This window comes from Auraticoccus cholistanensis (assembly GCF_009742705.1).
In the GTDB taxonomy this organism is placed as follows: Bacteria; Actinomycetota; Actinomycetes; order Propionibacteriales; family Propionibacteriaceae; genus Auraticoccus; species Auraticoccus cholistanensis.
Genome location: NZ_WPCU01000004.1, coordinates 614,709 through 635,440 on the forward strand (window position 1 = coordinate 614,709; position 20,732 = coordinate 635,440).

Genomic DNA, 20,732 nt, shown 5'->3' on the forward strand with positions numbered 1-20,732 from the left:
CGCAGCGGCACCGGCCGTCCGGCCCCGGTGGGCGGGAGGTGGTCGTCACCTCGCCGTCGCCGGGTGTTCACGGCGGGAGGCCGAAGCTGTCGGAGCGCGTCGCTAGGTTCGGACCCGACCCCGCCCGACGACGAAGGACGACCGTGCCACCCACCCCACACCGGCTGCTCGCCGCCGGAGCCGCCACCGCGCTGGTCGCCGCCAGCGCCTGCACGCTCACCGCCCCCACCGCCCTGGCCGCTCCCGAGGGCGACGAGGTCGTCATCAGCGAGGTCTACGGCGGTGGCGGCAACAGCGGCTCCGTCTACAGCAACGACTTCGTCGAGCTGTACAACCCGACCGGCGAGGCGGTGACCGTCGACGGCTGGTCGCTGGAGTACTTCTCCGCCGCCGGCGGCAGCGGCGGCTCGGTGACCCTGCAGGGCTCGGTCCCGGCCGGTGGCCACTACCTCGTGCAGCTGGCGGCCGGCAGCCAGCCCTCGCAGCCGCTGCCCAGCCCCGACGTCACCGGCGGCCTGACGCTGTCGGGCACCCAGGGCCGGGTGGCCCTGTTCGACGTCGCCGACGGCCCGGCGCTGCCGACGGGCGACGTGGCCGGCGACCGGGCCGGCACCCCCGACGAGCTGGTCGACTACGTGGGCTTCGGTGCGGCGAGCACCTTCGAGGGCTCGGGGCCGGCGCCGGCCATCAGCAACGCCACCAGCGCCTCGCGCGACGCCGACGGCACCGACACCGACGACAACGCGACGGACTTCGCCCCGTCGGCACCCAGCCCGCAGAGCTCGGGCGCCGTCCCGGACCCCGACGACCCCACCGGTCCCGGTGAGCCCGCCGAGGTCACCATCGCCGAGATCCAGGGCACCGGGGACGCCTCCCCGCTGGCCGGCGACCTCGTCCGCACCGAGGGCGTCGTCACCGGCGTCTACGCCACCGGCGGCCGGGACGGGTTCACCATCCAGACCGCAGGTCCGACGGACCCCGGGGCCGGGGCCTCGACCGGCGTCTTCGTCTACGCCCCCGACGAGGTCGACGGCCTGTCCCTGGGCGACTCCGTGGTGGTGACCGGCACGGTCGCCGAGCGCTTCGAGGCCACCCAGATCACCGCCGACATCGTCGCCACCACCGGGTCCGGGGCCGAGGTCGAGCCGCTGCCCGTCGAGTGGCCCGAGAGCGAGGCCGAGCGCGAGCGGCTCGAGCACATGCTGATCGCCCCGCAGGGCAGCTACCGCGTCACCGACAACTACTCGCTCAACCAGTACGGCGAGGTCGGCCTCGCCGCCGGCGAGCGGCTGCTGGTCACGCCGACCGAGGTCGGCGCCCCGGGCAGTCCCGAGGCGGTGGCCCAGGCGGCGTACAACGCCGCCCACGGCGTCACCCTGGACGACGGCGCCACGACGAACTACCTGAACCAGGACGACGTCCCGCTGCCCTTCCTGACCCTGGAGACCCCGGTCACCGTCGGGGCCGCGGTCGAGTTCGCCGAGACCGGCGTGGTCGTCGGATACGACTTCGACCGCTGGCGCTTCCAGCCCCGGGTCCCCGTCACCGGGGACAACCCCGAGGACGCGCACGCCACCTTCGGCGCGGCCCGCGAGGGCGTCGAGGAGGTCGGCGGCGACATCACCCTGGGCACCTTCAACGTGCTGAACTACTTCACCACCCTGGGCGAGGACGTCGAGGGCTGCACCGTCGCCGACGCCTACACCGACCGCGACGGCGACCCCGTGACCACCCGCGACTGCGAGCCGCGGGGCGCCTACGAGGCCGAGGACCTGGAGCGCCAGCAGGCCAAGATCGTCGACGCCGTCAACACCCTGGACGCCGACGTCGTCGGGCTGGAGGAGATCGAGGACAGCTCGGACTTCGGCCAGCCGCGGGACACGGCGCTGGCCGAGCTGGTGGAGGCGCTGAACGCCGCAGCCGGTGAGGACCGCTGGGCCTTCGTGCCCTCACCCGAGGTGGTCCCCGGCACCGGGGACGACGTCATCCGCACCGCGTTCATCTACCAGCCCGCCTCGGTCGAGCCGGTCGAGGGCTCGTCGCGGATCCTCGACGACGCGGTCTTCGACAACGCGCGGGCCCCGCTGGCGCAGGAGTTCCGCGAGCTGGCGGGCGGCGAGGAGTTCATCGCCGTGGTGAACCACTTCAAGTCCAAGGGCGGCTCCGGCTCCGGCGACAACGTCAACCCCGACGAGACCGCGGGCCCGGCGGGGGCCACGGGCGGCTGGAACGGCGACCGCACGCGGCAGGCGGCGGCGCTGGTCGACTTCGCCGACGGGCTGCAGGCCGAGTGGGGCACCGACCTCGTCTTCCTGGTGGGCGACTTCAACTCCTACTCCCAGGAGACGCCGGCCACCACGCTGACCGCCGCCGGGTACACCAACCTGGGCGCCGCCGAGAACACCGCCCTGGACCCGGGCGCCCCGGGCACGGAGTACTCCTACCTCTTCGGCGGCACCGTCGGCTCGCTGGACGGGGTGTACGCCTCGGCCGCGGCCGCCGAGCTGGTCACGGGTGTCGACACCTGGACCATCAACGCCTACGAGCCGGTCGCCCTGGAGTACAGCCGCCACAACTACAACGTCGAGCAGCTCTACGCCGGGGACGAGTTCCGGGCCTCGGACCACAACCCGTTCCGCGTCGGCATCGCCTTCGGCGCCGACGAGGAGCCGACGCCCACCCCGACGCCGGAGCCGAGCCTGACCCCGGAGCCGACCCCGTCGCCGGAGCCGACGCCCGAGCCGACCCCGGACGAGCCCGCTCCGCTGCAGCCGGCCGGTGCGGTGACCCCCGCCGAGCTGACGGCGGCGGAGTTCCTCGCCGACGGTGTGGAGGTCGTGGCGACCGGGTTCGCCCCCGACCTGCCCACCACGGTTACGCTGGTGACGCCGGACGGCACCCGGGTCCCGGTCACCTTCGTCGACGGCTCGGACGTGACCGACCAGGACGGCGCGCTCGCCATCCAGATCACCCCGACGCTGCTGCCGCCGGCCGGCGCCTACACGATCGAGATCACCCAGGACGGCGGGCTGCTGCTCGAGCTGGCCCTGCTGGTCACCGAGGACGACGACCGGACGCCGGGTCCGTCGCCCAGCCCCGGCACCCCCCGACCCGGGGCGGACGGCGACGACCGACCGGCCGGTGGCGCCGGCGGTGACGACGACGGTGGGTGGGACGACGGCTCGGTGGTGGTGTCCGGTGAGGGTCTCGCGGCCACCGGCAGCGAGCTGGGCTGGGCCGTGCCGGCGCTGGGTGCGCTGCTGGTGACCGGTGGCGCGGCGGCCCTGGTCGCAGCGCGCCGCACCCGCACGGCCCGCCGGTGAGCTAGCCCGCGGGCCGCCGGTCCCCCCGCCCCGACCCGGCGGCGGCCACGGTGGCGGCCTCCGACCACGTCGCCCAGACCGAGGAGTGGCTGCGGCGCCACGTCGACGGGCGGCGGTCCGACGAGGGCCGCCGCCCCGTGAGGCCGCCCAGCCCGCGGGCGGGGCGCGCCGGTTGAGCGGTCAGCCGTGGGGGCGGAAGACGGCGCGGACGCAGCCGTCCTCCTTGTCCTTGAACATCCGGTAGCCCTCCGGGCCCTGCTCCAGCGGCATCACGTGGGTGGCGAGGTGGGCGGTGCGCAGCGTCCCGGCGGCCATCCGCTCGAGGATCTCGGGGATGTAGCGGTGCCCGTGCATCTGCGCCCCGCGGAGCGTCAGCCCCTTGTTCATCACCGCACCGAGCGGGAACTTGTCCGCCAGGGCGCCGAAGACGCCCAGCACGAACACCGTGCCGCCCTTGCGGCAGGCGTGGACGGCCTGGCGGAGGGCGGTGGGCCGGTCGGTCTGCAGCCGCAGCTGCTGCTTGACCTGGTCGTAGAGGTAGGAGGGGCCGGCGCCGTGCGCCTCCATGCCGACCGCCTCGATGCACACGTCCGGGCCGCGCCCGCCCGTGAGCTCGCGCAGCTCAGCGCCGATGTCGCACTCCTCGTAGTTGAGCGTCTCCGCCCCGACGTGCTGCTCGGCCTGCTGCAACCGGTTGGCCAGCCGGTCCACGACCACGACCCGCTCCGCCCCGCGGGCCCACGCCGCGGCCGCGGCCATCTGGCCCACCCCGCCGGCGCCCCACACGGCGACCACGTCGCCGGGACCGACCCCGCCGAGGTCGGCACCCGTCCACCCGGTCGGGGCGGCGTCGGAGGCGAACAGCGCCGTGGTGTCGTCCACGCCGTCGGGGACGGTGAAGGCGCCCTGGTCGGCGTAGGGGACCCGCACGTACTCGGCGTGGCTGCCGGCGTGGCCGCCCATGGCGTGGGAGTAGCCGAAGCAGCCGCCGGGGGCGAAGCCCCACAGCGCCTCGGTGATGGCCGGGTTGGCGTTGCCGTTGTCGCACAGCGAGAACAGCTGCTGGCGGCAGTACCAGCACCGCCCGCAGCTGACGAAGGAGCAGACGACCACCCGGTCGCCCACCTTGTGCCGGCGCACCGCGGGGCCGACCTCGACCACCTCGCCCAGGAACTCGTGGCCCAGGACGTCACCGGCCCGCATGAAGGGGATGTAGCCGCCGACGAGGTGCAGGTCGGAGCCGCAGCTCGTGGTCAGCGTGACCTTGAGGATGATGTCCTCGGCATTCAGCAGCCTGGGGTCCTCGACCGTCTCCACCGCGGTCTCGTTGACCCCGGTCCAGCACAGCGCCCTCACAGCCGTCCCTCCCTGCCCGCCAGCCGGGTCACCTTCTCCAGCAGCGCACCACCGGGGGTGGCGGTGCGGTGTCCGTGCGGGGCCGGCTCGACCTCGAGCACCTCGCCGACCTCGAGCAGCTGCTTGCTGCGCCGCAGCGCGGAGCGGAGCTCCTGCTGCGGGTCCTCGCCGGTCCACCGCGCCGCCGCACCCGGCAGCCCGCCGGGGGTCGCCTCCCGCAGCCGGGCGGCCAGCTCGGTGCCCTTGTCGCCCGGCGCCGGCCGGACGCGGACCTCGACGCGGTCGCCCAGCGCGGCCAACGGCTCGGGCCAGCGCCCCTGAGGTGCCACCTCCTCCAGCGGCAGGGCCACCGTCACCACCAGCCAGCGCTCCCGCGACAGGCCGCCGTGGGCGGGGCCGGGCGCGACCGCCCGCAGCACCCGTCGCAGCGCCATCCCACCGGCGGTGACGCCGGCCACCACCAGACCGCTCCCGACCCGACCCATCCGTCCGTCCTCCCTGCCGCCCTGGCTGGCACCTACCCGGTGGCGGGACGGCGAACCGGCCGGCGCCGCCCGGCGCGGTCAGCCGACCGGCGGCAGCCGGTGGCCCAGCCGCTCCAGGCGTTGCGACCAGATCCGGCTCAGCCCCGGCTCGCCGGCCGCCCGGGCCGCCGTCAGGGCCGCCCGTGACCGCTCGTCCTGGCCCCGGTGCAGCTCGGCCTCGGCCAGCAGGACGAGGACCATCGGCAGCAGCATCCGCGCGCCCGTGGCCCGGTAGCGCTCCACGGCGCCGCGCAGCCCGACGAGGGCCGCCTCCGCCTGCCCGCTCGGCGTGCCCCTCCCGGTCGCCGCGGCCCAGCAGCCGAGGACGTCCGCGGAGCAGGCGTGCAGGTCCAGCCCGCTCGCCCGCCCGAGCTCCGCCAGCTCGTCGGCGAGCGCGGTCGCGGCGGAGGTGTCCTGCCGGGCCGCCGCCAGCAGCCCGGCGAACATCACCGCTCCTCCTGCCTCGGCCGGGGAGGACTGGCGGGCCAGCACCAGGCTGCGCCGGGACAGCGCCCACGCCTCGCGGCCGCGGCCTGCGCCGGCGAGGGCCTGGGAGAGCAGACCCAGCACCGGGGTCCGCGGGTGCTCGCGGAAGGCCTCGAGCAGGTCCGGACCGAGGTCCTCGGCCAGCTGGCGGGCCCGGACCAGCTCGGTGACGGCGCCCTCGTCGTCGCCGCGGGACCACCGCACGGCACCGCGCGACATCCGCGCGAGCAGCTCGAACCGCCGGCCGGTCGGTCCCGGCGTCGCGGTGGACCGCTCCAGCAGCACGTCGCCGAGGGTCCGGACGTCGTCGAGGCCGCCGACCACCGTGAGCCAGGACAGCCGGTGGTACACGGCGGCGAACATCTCCACGTCCGGCTCGCTGCGCAGCGCCAGGTGCTGCGCCCGCTGCAGCGCCCGGTTCGCCTCCGCGCTGCCCCAGCCGCTGCGCACGGCCACGGTCGAGCCGAGCCGGGACTGCACCGCCAGCTCCCAGCCGTCGCGCTCGGGGCCGGCGGGGAGCCGGCTCGTCAGCACCAGGGCCTGGCGCAGCAGCCGCTCGGCGTGCTCCAGCGCGGTCTGCTCGGCCGCCCGTCGGGAGGCCCGGAGCAGGGCGGGCAGGGCAGCGGCGGGCCCCACGACCTCCGCGCCCAGCAGCAGGTGCCCGGCCAGCTCGTCGGCCGTGGCGTCGTGGCGCCCGCTCGCCAGCTCGGTCCCGACGCCGGCGTGCAGCCGGGCCCGCACCACGGGACGCAGCCCCTCGTACAGGGCCTCGCGGACCAGGGTGTGCACGAACGTGATGCGGGGCGTGGGCAGCAGCTGCTCGGTCACGAAGCCGGTTTCCACGGCCTCGCCGAGGGCGGCGTCCAGGTCGGCGGGGGACAGGCCGCCCACCCGTTCGAGCAGCCCCAGCTGCGCCTCGCGGCCCACGACGGCGGCCACCTCCAGGAGGCGGCGGGTGCCCGGGGCCAGCGGGGCGAGCCGCTCGTGCAGCACGGCCAGCACCGTGGCCGGGACGTCCGCGCCGGCGACGGGGTCGGCGGGGGCGGGACGCTCGTCGAGCAGCCGGGCGAGCTCGACCAGGAAGAACGGGTTGCCGTCGGCCCGGGCGACCGCCGCCTCCACGCGGGCGCTGTCGACGGGGTGCTGCAGCCGGCGGGTGAGGAGCCGTCTGGCCTCCTGGGGCGGCAGGCCGCCGAGCCGGACCTGCTGCAGCGCCGTGCCCGCCAGCCGGGCCAGCAGCCGGGTCAGCTCCGGCGGAGCGGGTGGCCCGGGGGAGCGGAGGGTGCAGAGCAGGACCAGCGGAGCGTCGAGGGCCGTCTCGGCGACCGCGCCCAGCAGCTCCAGCGACGCCGTGTCGGCCCACTGCAGGTCCTCGAGGACGACCAGCAGCGGCTGGCGGTGCGCGCGCTCCGCCAGGGCCGCCGCGACGCCCTCGTGCAGGTGGCTGCGGGAGGCGGGCAGGGACGCCGCCGGGACGGACGTGGCGCCCGGGGAGGTGCCGGCGAGGACGTCGGCGCCGCTGCGGCCCGGCAGGTCCGGCAGCGCCCGCAGCACCGGCAGCCACAGCCAGTAGGGGGTCGTCCCGGCCGACGTCTGCCCGCGACCCCAGGCGGTCACCAGACCGCGTCGCCGGGCCCTGCGCACCACCTCCCGGCAGAACGCGGTCCTGCCGATCCCGGCCTCCCCGGTCACCAGCCACACCGAGCCCCCGCCCGCCCGGGCTCCGGCCAGGGCCGACTCCAGACGGCCCAGCGGGGCCTCGCGACCGGTGAGGTCGCCCGGCCCTCGGCCCGTCGCCGGACCGGTCGGCGTCGGGGTGGACGCCGGCGGCGTGGAGGGCAGCTCCAGGTCGGCGTCCTGCCGCAGCAGCCGGGTGTGCAGCCGGCGCAGCTGCGGCCCCGGGTCGACGCCGAGCTCCTCGCGCAGCCGTCGACGGAAGCGCTCGAAGGCCGTCAGCGCGTCCGCCTGGCGTCCGCAGCGGTAGAGGGCGAGCAGGTGCAGCGCCTGCGTGCGCTCCCGCAGCGGGTGCTCGGCGAGGAGGTCGGCGGCCTCCCGCAGGGCCGTCTCGGCCTCGTCCGCCCGGAGCAGGGCGTCGACGTGGGACTCGCGGGCCGCCAGCACCTCCTCGGCGAGCCGGTGCGCCGCGGCCGCCGCCGTCGCCGGCAGCTGGTCCACCACGTCACCCAGCGGCTCGCCCCGCACCAGCCCCAGCGCCCGGTCGAGCAGCTCGACGGCCACCAGCGGGTCGCGGTCCAGCTGCTCCTCGGCGGCCGCGGAGAGACGGCGGAAGCGCTGCGTGTCCACCGCCTCGGCGGGGACCTCCAGCACGTAGCCCGGCGGCGCCCGGCGGATCCGCGACGGGGGCGGGTGGCGTCCCTGCTGGCCCGGGTCCGGGTCCAGGACCCGGCGCAGCCGCGACACGTAGGCCTGCAGGGTCGCGGTGGCGGTCTCGGGCGGGTCGTCGCCCCACAGCCCCTCCAGCAGCCGGCCGACCGGGACGGTCCGCCCGGGCTCCAGCGCGAGCAGCGCGAAGAGCGCACGGGCCTTCGGCGAGGGGAAGGCGACAGGTCGGCCGGCGACCACCGCCTGCACCGGACCGAGCAGCCGGACCAGCACCGGGGCCTCGTCGGCGACGGCGGAGGGCGCGGCACGCCGGTGGTGACCTGCGTCGACGCTGGCCACCCCGTCCGTGGGGCCTCCGACTGGCACACGGCAGTGTTGCACGCCGACCCCTGGTCGGGGCGGCTCCCGTGCAGGATGGTGGATCCGGTCTGCAAGCGTCCTGCAAGCCGGCCGCCGCAGACTCCTCCGAGGGGCCGCGTCGCCGGACGCGGCCGCTGCCGCAGCGGTCCGCCGGTGGACCGCCCGAGAGGAGGAGCGACCGTGGCCGAGGAGATCACCACGCAGGGCCCGGCTGGACCCGGAGAGGGCGAGGTGGCCGGCTGGCCCCCGTCCGCGACGTCCGCCACCGTCGACATCGGCGGTCCCGTGCACTACCTGGACTTCGCCGGTCCTGCGGGCGGCCCGGTGCTGGTGTGCGTCCACGGTCTCGGCGGCTCGGCCCTCAACTGGGGGGTGGTGGCGCCCCTGCTGAGCACGCGGGCCCGGGTGCTGGCCGTGGACCTGGTCGGCCACGGCGGCAGCCGCAGCAAGGTGCACGGGGACGTCATCGAGGACCAGCTGCGGGTGCTGGAGACCTTCGTGACCCGCGTCTGCCGCCGACCGGTGGTGCTGGTGGGCCACTCCCTGGGCGGCGTGCTCGCGCTGCTGCTGGCGGCTCGACGGCCGGAGCTGGTCGACAGGCTGGTGCTGCTGGGTCCGCCGGTGCCGCGGCTCGACCGGGGGGCGTCCGACGTCCCGCTGGCGCTGCGGCTGCTGCTGCTCCGGCTCCCCGGGGTCGGGGCCCTGGTGGCCCGGAGCCTGCGCCGGATGAGCCCGGAGCAGGTGGTGGACCAGCAGCTGCGCGACGCCACAGCCCACCACGACCGCATCCCGCCCGAGGCCGTCGCGGCGGCGGTCGCCGAGACCCGGCACCGGATGCGGAGCGCCGGGTGGGCCGCCGCCCAGCGCGCGCAGTGGCGGGCGATCCTGGGGGTGATGAGCCTGCTGGTGCGCCCGGCGGCGATGGCCCGTCGGCTGTCGGCGCTGCGGCTGCCGGTCCTCTGGCTGCAGGGTGAGGACGACCCCAAGGCGCCGGCGGCCACCGCGCGCGGGTGGGCCCGCGCCCGGACGGACTGGGTGCTGCGCACGGTCCCCGGCACGGGTCACGTGCCGCACCTGGAGAACCCGGGATGGACCGCACGCACCCTCCAGGAGTGGCTGGACCGATGACCGCGCTGCGCCGGCACCCCGTGGTCACGTTCTGCGTGCTGGGCTTCGGGCTCACCTGGCTGGTGTGGGTGCCCCGGGCGCTGGGGGTGCCGGTGGGCGTCCTCGACCAGCTCTCGACCTGGTTCCTCGCGGTGGGCGCCGTGCTGGCGGCGGTGCTGACCGGTGGGCGGCCGGCCCTGGCAGACCTCGGCCGGCGGCTGCTGCGCTGGCGGGTGTGCTGGGTCTGGTACGCCGTCGTGCTGCTCGGGCCGGCGCTGCTCTCGCTGCTGGTGGCCGGCGTGGTCGTGTTGCTCCGCGGCAGCTGGACCGCCGCCGCTCCCTCGCCGCTGGTGCAGGGGAGCTGGGTCCTGCTGGCGACCTTCCTGCTGGTGGTCGTGCTCACCGACGGGCTGGGCGAGGAGGTGGCGTGGCGCGGCTTCCTCCTGCCCCGGCTGCTGGAGCGCCTGACCCCGACCCGGGCGAGCCTCGTGCTGGGGCCGACCTGGGCGGCGTGGCACCTGCCGCTGCTGTGGACCGAGGGCCGCGTGCTGCACCAGCAGCCGTTCTGGCTGCTGCTGCTCGACATCACCGCGAAGTCGGTGCTGTTCACCTGGGTATTCCTGCGCACCGACGGCAGCGTGCTGCTGGCCGTCCTGCTGCACGCCGCCAGCAACGTGTTCGTCGTCTCGCCGACCGTCCCCGCCGACGGCGACCTCACCCTGCCCCTGGTCGCCCTCGCCGTGAAGTGGGTCCTCGTGGTGGTGGTGCTGCTGCGGGGCGACCTTCCCGCTGCCGTCGAGCGGGTGCAGGGCCGCCGCGGCCCGACGCCGGCCGCGGCACGCGGGACCGGCCGGCGACGTCGGCCGGCAGCCGGCTAGGGCCGCCGACGTCCACCGGCCGGTCGGTCGGGATTCAGACGGGCTGCAGCACGTCGTCCCAGGTGCCGCGGCTGTAGGCCGGCGGGTAGGGGGCCTCGCGCCGGGTCAGCCCCAGCTCGGCCGCGGCGCGCAGCGGCCACGACGGCTCCCGCAGCGCCGCCCGTCCCAGCAGCACGGCGTCGGCCTGGCCGCCGGCCACGACCTCCTCGGCCTGCCGGGGGTCGGTGATGAGGCCGACGGCGCCCACCGCCACCGGCGTGCGGGAGCGGACGGCCTCCGCGAAGGGCAGCTGGTAGCCCGGACCCACCGGGATGTCGGCGACGACGTTGCCGCCGGTGGAGACGTCGACCAGGTCGACGCCGTGGTCGGCCAGCACGGCGGCCAGCCGGACCGAGTCCTCGCCGCTCCAGCCGCCCTCGGTCCAGTCGGTGGCCGAGATCCGCACGAAGACCGGCTTGCCCTGCGGCCAGACGGCGCGGACGGCGTCGACGGTCTCCAGCAGCAGCCGGGTGCGGCCGGCGAAGTCGCCGCCGTAGCCGTCGGTGCGGGTGTTGCTGAGCGGGGAGAGGAACTGGTGCAGCAGGTAGCCGTGCGCGGCGTGCACCTCGACGACGTCGAAGCCGGCCTCGTCGGAGCGGCGGGCGGCCTCGGCGAAGGCGCGGACGACGCCGGCCAGCTCCTCGGTGCCGAGGGCCCGCGGGTCGGCGTAGCCGGGGAAGGGGTCGGCGGTCGGCCCGACGCTGGTCCAGCCGCCCTCCTCGGCCGGGACGCTGCCCGTCGGCTCGCCGGGGAAGCCCCGGTAGGTGGAGGCCTTGCGCCCGGCGTGGGCGAGCTGGATGCCGGCGGCGGCGCCCTGGCTGTGCAGGAAGGTCACGACGCGGGCCCAGGCGTCGCGCTGCCGGTCGTCCCAGATGCCGGTGTCCTGGGGGCTGATCCGTCCCTCGGGCACCACCGCGGTCGCCTCGGTCAGCACGAGGCCGAAGCCGCCCTGGGCGCGCGAGCCGAGGTGGACCAGGTGCCAGTCGGTGGGCACGCCGTCCTCGGCCAGCACCGAGTACTGGCACATCGGCGCCAGCCAGACGCGGTTGCGGAAGGTGACGTCACGCAGGGTCAGCGGGGAGAAGAGCTCAGCCATGTCCGTGCCAACCGCGGCGGCCCCCACAGACCTTCCGTCGCCGGGTGTGGCATCGCTCACGCGTCCGCGCCGGCCCCCACCCACCCCGCCTCCACAGCCGCTCCGGCCGCTCCACAGCCGCCGCAGCGGCTGTGGAGGCGACGTCCCGGCTGTGGAGGCGCCCTGCGGGGTGGCGCGGGCTCAGCCGTCCCCGGCGGGGTCAGCCGATCTCGTTGATGCGGACGGTGTTGCCGGCGGGGTCACGGACCGCGCAGTCCCGGACGCCCCACGGCTGCTCGGTCGGCTCCTGGATCACGTCGGCGTCACGGCCCTGCAGCCGATCGAACAGCCCGTCGAGGTCGTCGGTGGCCAGCGTGATCATGGCGAAGGTGCCCTTGGCCATCATCTCGGTGACCACCCGGCGCTCGTCCTCGGAGACGCCCGGGTCGGCCCCCGGCGGGAACAGCACGATGTTCGTGCCCGGCTGGGCGGGCGGGCCGACGGTGAGCCAGCGCAGCCCGTTGTAGCCGACGTCGTTGCGCAGCTCGAAGCCCAGCGTGTCGCGGTAGAACCCCAGGGCGGCCTCGGCGTCGTCGTGGGGGAGGAAGGCGGAGTGAATCGTGATGTCCATGGCCACGACGCTAGGGCGCGGCCGCGGCCCGTGCTTCTCGATTCCTGACCGGTCTGGTCACCTGCCGGACGACGCAGGACGGCATCGCCGCGGTCGGCGGAGCCGTCTGCTGCCGGTAGACGCTGGGCGGCACCCCGACCAGCTCGGTGAAGCGGGTGCTGAAGGTGCCCAGCGAGGAGCAGCCGACGGCGAAGCAGACCTCGGTGACGCTCAGGTCGCCCCGGCGCAGCAGGGTCATCGCCCGCTCGATCCGTCGCGTCATCAGGTAGGAGTACGGCGACTCGCCGTAGGCCCGCTTGAACTCCCGGCTCAGGTGCCCGGCCGACATGTGGACGCCGCGGGCCAGCGCCTCGACGTCCAGGGGCTCGGCGTAGTCGCGGTCGATGCGGTCCTTGACCCGACGCATCAGCCGCAGGTCGCGGAGCCGGCGCTCCTCCGCCGCGGTGCTGCTCACACGGGCATCCTGGCACGCGCACCCACGGCCCGCACGGGCGGCGGGCGGCGAATCTCGTCGTTCGCCTCCCGTCCCGCTCGTCCGGGCGCTACGTTGCGGAAAAGCGTTCGCGACACCCCGCCACGTGGTCGGCCACGCGGTCGGTGGTCGCTCCGGGGGACGGAGCTCGATGACGAAACCGACGATCCTCACCGTCGACGACGACCCCGGCGTGCTGGCGTCGATCTCGCGGGACCTGCGGTCGCGCTACGGGCGCGACTACCGCATCGTCCAGGCGACGTCGGGGGCCAAGGCCCTCGACGTGCTGGCCGAGCACGCGCTGCGGGCCCGCCCGGTCGCTCTCATCGCCACCGACCAGCGGATGCCGGGGATGAGCGGCGTCCAGATGCTGAGCCAGGCGCGTCAGCACGTGACCGACGCCAAGTTCCTGCTGCTCACCGCCTACGCCGACACCGACGCCGCCATCCAGGCGATCAACGACGTGGGCCTGGACTACTACCTGCTCAAGCCGTGGGACCCGCCGGCGGAGCGGCTCTACCCGGTGGTCGACGACCTGCTCGGCGACTGGCGCCAGGAGCACCCGCCCGACGCCGGCGAGCTGCGGGTGGTGGGGCACAGGTGGTCGGAGCGCAGCCACGAGGTCAAGACCTTCCTGACCCGCAACCACGTCCCGTACCAGTGGCTCCAGATCGACCGCGACGACGAGGCGCGCCGGCTGGTGGAGCTCGCGCAGGCCGGCCCGGACGACCTCCCGCTCGTGCTGGTGCCGGAGGGTGAGCCGCTGCGGGCCCCGTCGAACCTGGAGCTGGCGGGCGCCCTCGGCCTGCGCACCCGGGCGGAGCAGCCGCTGTACGACCTGTGCATCGTCGGTGGTGGTCCCGCCGGGCTGGCCGCGGCGGTGTACGCCGCCTCGGAGGGGCTGCGCACGGTCGTGGTGGAGCGGGAGGCGCCCGGCGGCCAGGCCGGCCAGAGCGCCTCGATCGAGAACTACCTCGGCTTCCCCAAGGGTCTCTCCGGGGCCGACCTCGCGCACCGGGCCGTCACCCAGGCGGCGCGGTTCGGGGCGGAGATGCTGCTCGCCCGCGACGTGGTCGCCCTCGAGACGCGGGGCCCGGTCCGGGCGGTCCGGTTCAGCGACTCCGGCGAGCTGGAGGCGCGGGCGGTGCTGGTGGCCAGCGGGGTGTCCTACCGGCGTCTGGAGGGTCCGGGGCTGGCCGAGCTCGCCGGCCGCGGCGTGTACTACGGCTCCTCCGCGAGCGAGGCGAGCCAGTGCCAGGGCGACGAGGTGTACGTCGTGGGCGGGGCCAACTCGGCCGGCCAGGCGGCGCTGAACTTCGCCCGCTACGCGAAGCGGGTCGTCATGGTGGTCCGCGGCAAGCAGCTGGAGGACACCATGTCGCTGTACCTCGTCGCGCAGATCCGCGCCAAGGACAACATCGAGGTCCGGTTGCAGAGCTCCGTCGTGGCGGCCCGCGGAGACGGGCACCTGGCCGCGATCACGCTCTGCGAGCAGGGTTCGCCGCCGCACGAGGTGCCGGCGACCTGGCTGTTCGTCTACATCGGTGCCTCACCGCGGACGGACTGGCTCGGCTCCGGCGTCGTCCGCGACCCGCGGGGCTTCGTGCTCACCGGCCAGGACGTGCAGTCCGCTCCCACGCCGTCGCCCTGGCCGCTGGCCCGGGCCCCCTTCGCCCTCGAGACCAGCGTGCCGGGGGTCTTCGCCGCCGGCGACGTCCGGCTGGACTCGATGAAGCGGGTCGCCTCGGCGGTGGGCGAGGGCGCCATGGCCGTCTACCTCGTGCACCGCTACCTGGCCACGACATGATCACCGTCGACGAGCTCCGCGCCCTCGCCATGTTCGAGAAGGTGGACGAGGACGACCTGCGCGACCTGATCGCCCTCGGTGACGAGGTCTCCTTCGTCCCCGGCGACGAGCTCTGGACGCAGAGCGAGCCGGCCGACTGCTGGTGGGTCCTGCTCGAGGGCAGCGTCGACCTGGTGCGCACCGTCGGGCACGAGGAGACGCGGCTGGGCGCGATGGACGCCCCGGGTCGCTGGGCGGGCGGCTTCCGCGCCTGGGACGAGCACGGGGTGTACCTGGCGACGGGTCGGGCGACCGCGACGGGTCGGGTGCTCCGGGTCCCCGCCGACGCCCTCAAGGGCTGGACCAGCGCCTGGAACCCGTTCCTGGCCCACCTCATCGAGGGGGTGTTCCGCACGGCCCGCACCGTCGAGTCGATGGCCCGGCAGCGGGAGGCGCTGGTCGCCCTCGGCACGCTGGCCGCGGGGCTGGCCCACGAGCTCAACAACCCCGCGGCGGCCGCGACCCGCGCCGTCGACGCCCTGGGCGAGGCCTGCGACGGGGTGCTGTCCGGTCTCAGCGACCTCGCGGCGCGGTCGATCTCGTCCGAGCAGTTCCTGCAGCTCGAGGCGCTGCGGCGCGAGATCGGCGCAGGCTCCCGGGCGGCGGTGGACCCCATGGTGCTGGCTGACCGTGAGGAGGCCCTGTCGGACTGGCTGTCGGAGCACGCGGTCGAGGACGACTGGCTGCTGGCGCCACCGCTCGCGGCCGCGGGGGCGGAGGTCGAGTGGTGCGAGCGGGTGGCCGACGTGCTCGACGGCGCCCTGGAGCCGGGGTTGTCGTGGGTGGCGAGCACCCTGACCGTCACCACCCTGCTGTCGGAGGTGAAGGAGTCCACCCACCGGATCTCGGAGCTGGTGGGCGCCGTGAAGTCCTACTCCCAGCTCGACCGCGCCTCCTTGCAGCAGACGCTGGTGCCGGAGGGCCTGGACAGCACGGTGGTGATGCTGGGGCACCGCATCCCGGCCGGCGTCGAGGTGGTGCGCGACTACGACCCGGCCACCCCGCGGATCGAGGCGATCCCCGGCGAGCTCAACCAGGTGTGGACCAACCTGATCACCAACGCCCTCGACGCGATGGGCGAGCAGGGCCGGCTCCGGCTGTCCACCCGGCCGGAGCGGGACGGCGTCCTGGTGGAGATCGGCGACAGCGGGACGTGGTCGGCGCCCGGCGCCGAGGACCGCGCCTTCGAGCCCTTCTTCACCACCAAGGAGGTGGGCAAGGGCACCGGGCTCGGTCTGGACATCTCCCGTCGCATCGTCGTCGGCCGGCACCGCGGCGACATCACCATCGACCTGCGTCCGGGGGAGACCGTGCTGCGGGTGTGGCTCCCCGGCCAGCACCAGGCGTCCTGACGTCGGCGTGCGGGGAGGCAGGCACGGTGGCGGGCAGGGCATGACTCGCTCGGAGGCTCAGCGGGTCACGCGGGCGATGAAGCACTGGGCCTCGACGTTGCGGAGGTGCACCTCTGCGACCCGCGGGTCGTCGAGGAGCTCCCGCAGGACGCCCCCGAGGTCGTCGCCGGGCCCGGTCACCCGGTTGCCGGGGTAGTGCATGGCGCCCAGGGCGGTGTAGCTGCGCAGCACCCGTGGCCTGCGCCCGATGAAGTCGGGCAGCCCTCGCGAGGGGTCGTACCCGGCGCAGGGCTCGGGGTGCACGAACACCGGTCCGACCTCCCGCCAGGGTCGCCGGACGGTCAGCGGGGCGTGCGCGACCACCCAGAGCAGCTCGCCGCGACGGCTGTGCCGCAGGCAGCAGCGGATCTGGTCGCCGCCGCGGCTGACGAACGGCTCGGGGACGTTGCCCCACAGGTCGCGTCCGCGGCGCCGGACGCGGCCGAGCTCGGCGGGGCTGACGGGGTGGACCCGCAGGGTCGCCCCGCTGGTCGTGGTGGTGCTGGTCGTGGGCGTGGTGGTCATACCCGGCAGACGCCCCGGCGGCGCCTGGTGTGAGGCGCGTGGTGTGAGGCGCGTGGTGATACGTCGGGGGGCGAGGAGGACCGGCTCAGGCCCGCAGCACCTTCTCCATCGGCCGGCCCTTGGCGAGCTCGTCGACGAGCTTGTCCAGGTAGCGGATCTTCTGCATCAGCGGGTCCTCGATGCTCTCCACCCGCATGCCGCAGATGGTGCCGGTGATGAGCGAGGCGTTCGGGTTGAGCCGGGCCGCGGCGAAGAAGTCCTCGAACGTCGTCTGGGCCTCGAGGTGGCCGGCCAGCTCGGACTCGTCGAAGCCGGTGAGCCACCGGATCACCTCGTGCAGCTCCTCCTGCGAGCGCCCCTTCCGCTCCAGCTTGGTGACGTAGTGCGGGTAGACCGAGGCCACGCTGACGGTGAAGATCCGGCTCACGCGCGTCAGCGTAGCGGCGCCCGGGCCCGCCCGACGTGGTGCCGGCCGTAGCATCACCGCATGAGCCAGGTCACCCACGTCGTCCTCGTCACCTGGAAGGACGGACGGGAGGGAACCGTCGAGGAGTGGGTCCGCCCCGCCGTCCGGCGCCTCGCCCAGACCATCCCGGGCATCGTCGACCTCGTCGAGGGCTGGTCCACCAGCTCCGAGGGTCTGGAGGACGGGCTGGAGTACGGCTTCGTGATGACCTTCGCCGACGCGGCCGCCCGCGACGCCTACCTGCCCGACCCCCGCCACCGGGTCGTGGCCGACATGATCGGCGAGCACGCCCAGCGGGTCGTGGTCTTCGACATCTGAGTCAGCGGGCGCGCCGGTGGTGCACCGCCAGCGCGCCGCAGCGGAGCGGCTCCGTCGAGAGCAGGTCGAGCGCTCGCGCCCTCGAGCTCCTGCACGCCCGTGCGCAGGTCGCCTGCGACGAGGTGGCTGCTGCTCCACGGGAGGTCCGTCCGGGTGGACGACACCACGTACGTCGGCTCGGCCTCCAGCCTGACCGCCCACCCGCGCACCGCCGGCGACGCCTCCTCCTCGCCACGGGCGACCAGGGGCCGGCAGCTCTCCACCAGCTCGTAGGTGACGCGGCCCCAGGTCCGTGACGCGCCGACCACCGGAGGACGCCGGCGGGTCACGCCCCGCCGGCACCCCGGCGCCGGGCTGCCGCCCGGACCAGGGCCAGCCCGGAGGCGGACCCGAGCAGCCCCAGCAGCAGCAGCGCGGGAAGCGGACCACCGGTGTCGGGCAGCGGACCGGGGCCCTCACCGCCGGCCGCCGGGGGAGCGGCCGCCGGCGGCTCCTCGGCGACCGGAGGTACGGGCACCGCCTCGACCGGGATCGATGCGGTGGCCGCCTCGGCCGCCACCACGCCGTCCACCCCCGTGCCGGACACGGTCGCGGTGTTGGACACCTCGCCGCGCGCCACGTCGTCCGTGGTGACGACGTGCCGGGGGACCGTGCACGTCATCTGCTCCCCGGGGGCCAGCTCGTCGGCGGGGCAGGTCACGGTGCCGGCCGTCGGGTCCAGCACCTCGATCTCGCGCACCGTCGTCGCGCCCGGGTTGTGCACCGTGATCGTCCACTCGATCTCGTCGCCGACGCCGATCAGGCCGTCGCCGTCGGTGTCGACGCCGCGGGCCCGCTTCTGCAGGGCGAGCGCCGAGGTGGCCTCGGTGGTGGCGACCGCGTCGTCGGCCTCCGACACCGGGGCCGGCACGCCGTCGGGCGCCGTCGCGCTCGCGGTGGCCACGTTGGTCACCGACCCGGCGTCGACGTCGGCCTGGGTCACCTCGTAGCCGGCGGTGCAGCGGACTCGCTCACCGGGGGCGAGCGGCCCGGCCGGGCACTCGACGGCGCTCAGCCCGCCGGTCCCGCTGAACTCCTGCTCCTGCACCTGCGCGTCGGTGAGGGTGACGTTCCCGGTGTTGGTCACGTCGAAGGTGTAGGTCAGCAGCTCCCCGGCCGCGGCGTAGGTGGTCGGGGTGACCGACTTGGCCAGCGCCAGGGCCGGCGCCGGGTCGCCCGGCAGCGTCACCGTCGACGGCGTGGAGGTGATCGGGCCGTCGTGCCCCGTGGCCGTGGCCACCGCGGTGTTGCTCACCGCGCCGGCGTCCAGGTCGGCCTGGGTCAGCACGTAGCCGGCCGTGCAGGTGAGCGTCTCGCCCGGGGCCAGGGACCGCACCGCCGGGCAGGACGGCTCCGACAGCTCGCCGCTGCCGTCGAAGGCGGTCTCGGCGACCGCCGGGTCGAGCAGGGTGCTGGTGCCGGTGTTGGTGACCACGAAGGTGTAGGTGATCTGCTGGCCCACCACGAAGCTCTCCGGCGTGGCCGGGCTGGCCGACTTCACCAGGGTCAGCGCCGAGGACGGCTGCACCTCGAGCACGGCCTCGTCGGGCTCGGACACCACGACCGGCAGGCCCCGGGGCGGCGTGCCCTCGGCGGTGGCCGTGTTGGTCACCTCACCTGCGTCGACGTCGGCCTGGGTGAGCGTGTACCCGGCGGTGCAGGTCACCTGCTCGCCGGGGAGCAGCGAGGCCGCCCCGGCGGGGCAGCTGATCGCCGCGAGCTCCCCGGTGCCGGAGAAGTCCCCCTCCACCGGGGTGACGTCGGTGAGGGTGACGTTGCCGGTGTTGGTGATGAGGAAGGAGTAGGTGACCTGGTCACCGGCCGCGCCGACGACCTCGGGCGCGACGGTCTTGACCAGGCTGACCGAGGGCTCGGCCGGGGTGGGCAGGACGGCGTCGTCGGGTTCGGAGGTCACCGGCGGCACGTCGCCGGGTCCGGTGCCGACGGCGGCTGCGGTGTTGGTCACCTCGCCGGCGTCGACGTCGGCCTGGGTGAGGGTGTAGGTGGCCGTGCAGGTCACCTGCTCGCCGGGCGCCAGCGAGTCGGCGCCGTCGGCGCAGACGACCTCGCCCAGCTCCCCGGTGCCGGAGAACTCCCGCTCCTCGACCGCGACGTCGACGAGCGTGACGTTGCCGGTGTTGGTGACGACGAAGGAGTAGGTGACCTCCTCGCCGGCCTCGAACCCGCCCTCAGCAGCAGGCTCCACCGACTTGACCAGGCTGAGCCCCGGCGCCGGCGGCACGGTGACCACCGCGTCGTCGGGCTCGGACACCACGGCCGGGGCGTCCCCGGGCGGGGTGCCGGTGGCGGTGGCGGTGTTGTCGACCTCACCGGCGTCGACGTCGGCCTGGGTCAGGGTGTACGTCGCCGTGCAGGTCACCTCGGCGCCGGGCGCCATGGTCTGTGCGGCCGCCGGGCAGACCACCACCGGAGCGGTGCCCGTCCCGGTGAACCGGGTCTCGTCGACGGCGACGTCGGTGAGGGTCACGTTGCCGGTGTTGCTCACCAGGAACGAGTAGGTCACCTGGTCACCGGCCGCCCCCACCTCACCGGGGTCGACGGTCTTGGCCAGGGTCAGCGCCGGGTCGGCCGCCACCACCACGGTGGCGTCGTCGGGGTCCGACACCTGCTGCGGCAGACCACGCGGGGGAGTGGCGGTCGCGACGGCGGTGTTGAGCACCTCACCGGCGTCGACGTCGGCCTGGGTCAGGGTGTAGGTCGCGGTGCAGGTGAGCTGCGCCCCCGGTGCCAGCGTGGACGCCTCGGCGGGGCAGACCGCCACCGGCGCCGGGCCGGACCCGGTGAACGCGGTCTCGTCGACCGCGATGTCGGTGAGCGTCACGTTGCCGGTGTTGGTCACCAGGAACGAGTACGTCACCACGTCCCCCGCGGCGGTCCCCTCCTCGGGGTCGACGGTCTTGTCCAGGCTCACACCGGGCTCCGCGGTGATGCCCACCACGGCGTCATCGGGCTCGGACACCACCGGCGGCAGCCCCTGCGGCGGCGTCCCCGTCGCCGTCGCGGTGTTGCGGATCTCGCCCGCGTCCACGTCGGCCTGAGTGGCGGAGTAGGTGGCGGTGCACGTCAGCTGCTCGCCGGGGGCGAGCGACCGGTCGTCGGGGCAGCTGATCTCGGAGAGCTCGCCGGTCCCGGAGAAGTCGCCCTCCACGGGGGTCACGTCGTCGAGCGTGACGTTGCCGGTGTTGGTGACGACGCCGGCGTCGACGTCGGCCTGGGTCAGGGTGTACCTGACCGAGCAGGTGACCTCGTCCCCGGGTGCCATCGACGCGGCGGCCGCCGGGCAGACGACGGCGCCCAGCTCGCCGGTGCCGGAGAACTCGCGCTCGAGCACCACGACGTCTGCCACCGTGACGTTGCCGGTGTTGGTGACGACGAAGGAGTAGGTGACCTCCGCCCCGGCCACGAAGCCGTCGGCAGGATCGAGCTCGGCGGACTTGACCAGGCCGAGCGACGGCGTCGGCGGCACGGTGACCACCGCGTCGTCGGGCTCGGACACCACGACCGGGCCGCTCGGCGGGGTTCCCGTGGCGGT

General features: G+C 75.4%; 15 protein-coding genes. 6 read left to right on the forward strand and 9 right to left on the reverse strand.

Going from position 1 to position 20,732, the window contains the following annotated elements:
• The first annotated feature begins 143 nt into the window (after nt 1-143).
• Complete coding sequence (locus tag GC722_RS05350; RefSeq protein WP_197429817.1) at nt 144-3,323, forward strand: ExeM/NucH family extracellular endonuclease; 3,180 nt, start codon at nt 144-146, stop codon at nt 3,321-3,323.
• Nucleotides 3,324-3,503: 180 nt separating this feature from the next.
• Here GC722_RS05350 and GC722_RS05355 read toward each other — a convergent pair whose 3' ends face one another.
• The 3 genes from GC722_RS05355 to GC722_RS05365 form a co-directional block, all read right to left on the reverse strand.
• A complete protein-coding gene (locus GC722_RS05355; protein WP_331714405.1) occupies nt 3,504-4,679 on the reverse strand; it encodes a zinc-dependent alcohol dehydrogenase in 1,176 nt (391 codons plus the stop codon).
• The gene (locus tag GC722_RS05360) at nt 4,676-5,164 is read right to left on the reverse strand and encodes a hypothetical protein (protein ID WP_156608549.1); all 489 of its coding nucleotides are present in this window, start codon (nt 5,162-5,164) and stop codon (nt 4,676-4,678) included. Before GC722_RS05360 ends, GC722_RS05355 begins: the two co-directional genes overlap by 4 nt.
• Nucleotides 5,165-5,242: 78 nt before the next feature.
• Entirely contained in the window at nt 5,243-8,371 is a 3,129-nt protein-coding gene (locus tag GC722_RS05365) for a BTAD domain-containing putative transcriptional regulator (protein ID WP_197429818.1), read from the reverse strand.
• A gap of 201 nt (nt 8,372-8,572) precedes the next feature.
• Between GC722_RS05365 and GC722_RS05370 the strand changes: the two genes are divergently transcribed.
• Both GC722_RS05370 and GC722_RS05375 read left to right on the forward strand, forming a co-directional pair.
• Nucleotides 8,573-9,520 (forward strand): alpha/beta fold hydrolase, encoded by a 948-nt coding sequence (locus tag GC722_RS05370; protein ID WP_197429819.1) that lies wholly within the window; start codon nt 8,573-8,575, stop codon nt 9,518-9,520.
• Complete coding sequence (locus GC722_RS05375; protein ID WP_197429820.1) at nt 9,505-10,377, forward strand: CPBP family intramembrane glutamic endopeptidase; 873 nt, start codon at nt 9,505-9,507, stop codon at nt 10,375-10,377. The genes GC722_RS05370 and GC722_RS05375 overlap by 16 nt, the downstream gene beginning before the upstream one ends.
• Before the next feature lie 34 nt (nt 10,378-10,411).
• Here the strand turns inward: GC722_RS05375 and GC722_RS05380 are convergent, their stop codons facing one another.
• The 3 genes from GC722_RS05380 to GC722_RS05390 all read right to left on the reverse strand — a co-directional run bounded on the left by GC722_RS05380 (nt 10,412) and on the right by GC722_RS05390 (nt 12,528).
• Nucleotides 10,412-11,512 carry an NADH:flavin oxidoreductase/NADH oxidase gene (locus GC722_RS05380; protein ID WP_156608556.1) on the reverse strand — a complete coding sequence of 367 codons (1,101 nt, stop codon included), beginning with the start codon at nt 11,510-11,512 and terminating at the stop codon, nt 10,412-10,414.
• A 199-nt stretch (nt 11,513-11,711) separates the two neighbouring features.
• Complete coding sequence (locus tag GC722_RS05385; protein WP_156608558.1) at nt 11,712-12,122, reverse strand: VOC family protein; 411 nt, start codon at nt 12,120-12,122, stop codon at nt 11,712-11,714.
• Nucleotides 12,123-12,132: 10 nt separating this feature from the next.
• On the reverse strand, nt 12,133-12,528 hold the full coding sequence (locus GC722_RS05390; RefSeq protein ID WP_156608971.1) for a helix-turn-helix transcriptional regulator: 396 nt from the start codon (nt 12,526-12,528) through the stop codon (nt 12,133-12,135).
• 217 nt (nt 12,529-12,745) lie between these two features.
• Between GC722_RS05390 and GC722_RS05395 the strand changes: the two genes are divergently transcribed.
• Together GC722_RS05395 and GC722_RS05400 are read left to right on the forward strand one after the other, a co-directional pair.
• A complete protein-coding gene (locus GC722_RS05395; protein WP_156608560.1) occupies nt 12,746-14,401 on the forward strand; it encodes an FAD-dependent oxidoreductase in 1,656 nt (551 codons plus the stop codon).
• The gene (locus GC722_RS05400) at nt 14,398-15,792 is read left to right on the forward strand and encodes a sensor histidine kinase (protein ID WP_156608562.1); all 1,395 of its coding nucleotides are present in this window, start codon (nt 14,398-14,400) and stop codon (nt 15,790-15,792) included. The genes GC722_RS05395 and GC722_RS05400 overlap by 4 nt, the downstream gene beginning before the upstream one ends.
• A 57-nt stretch (nt 15,793-15,849) precedes the next feature.
• Here GC722_RS05400 and GC722_RS05405 read toward each other — a convergent pair whose 3' ends face one another.
• Nucleotides 15,850-16,356, reverse strand: a complete 507-nt coding sequence (locus tag GC722_RS05405; protein ID WP_156608564.1) for a DUF1203 domain-containing protein — start codon at nt 16,354-16,356, stop codon at nt 15,850-15,852.
• Between the two features lie 85 nt (nt 16,357-16,441).
• A complete protein-coding gene (locus GC722_RS05410; RefSeq protein ID WP_331714407.1) occupies nt 16,442-16,783 on the reverse strand; it encodes a DUF2200 domain-containing protein in 342 nt (113 codons plus the stop codon).
• A 60-nt stretch (nt 16,784-16,843) separates the two neighbouring features.
• On the opposite strand from GC722_RS05410, the gene GC722_RS05415 reads away from it, so the two are divergent.
• A complete protein-coding gene (locus tag GC722_RS05415) occupies nt 16,844-17,140 on the forward strand; it encodes a Dabb family protein (RefSeq protein ID WP_156608566.1) in 297 nt (98 codons plus the stop codon).
• Nucleotides 17,141-17,465: 325 nt separating this feature from the next.
• Here GC722_RS05415 and GC722_RS05420 read toward each other — a convergent pair whose 3' ends face one another.
• Nucleotides 17,466-20,699 (reverse strand): DUF7507 domain-containing protein, encoded by a 3,234-nt coding sequence (locus GC722_RS05420; RefSeq protein WP_156608568.1) that lies wholly within the window; start codon nt 20,697-20,699, stop codon nt 17,466-17,468.
• Nucleotides 20,700-20,732: the final 33 nt, after the last annotated feature.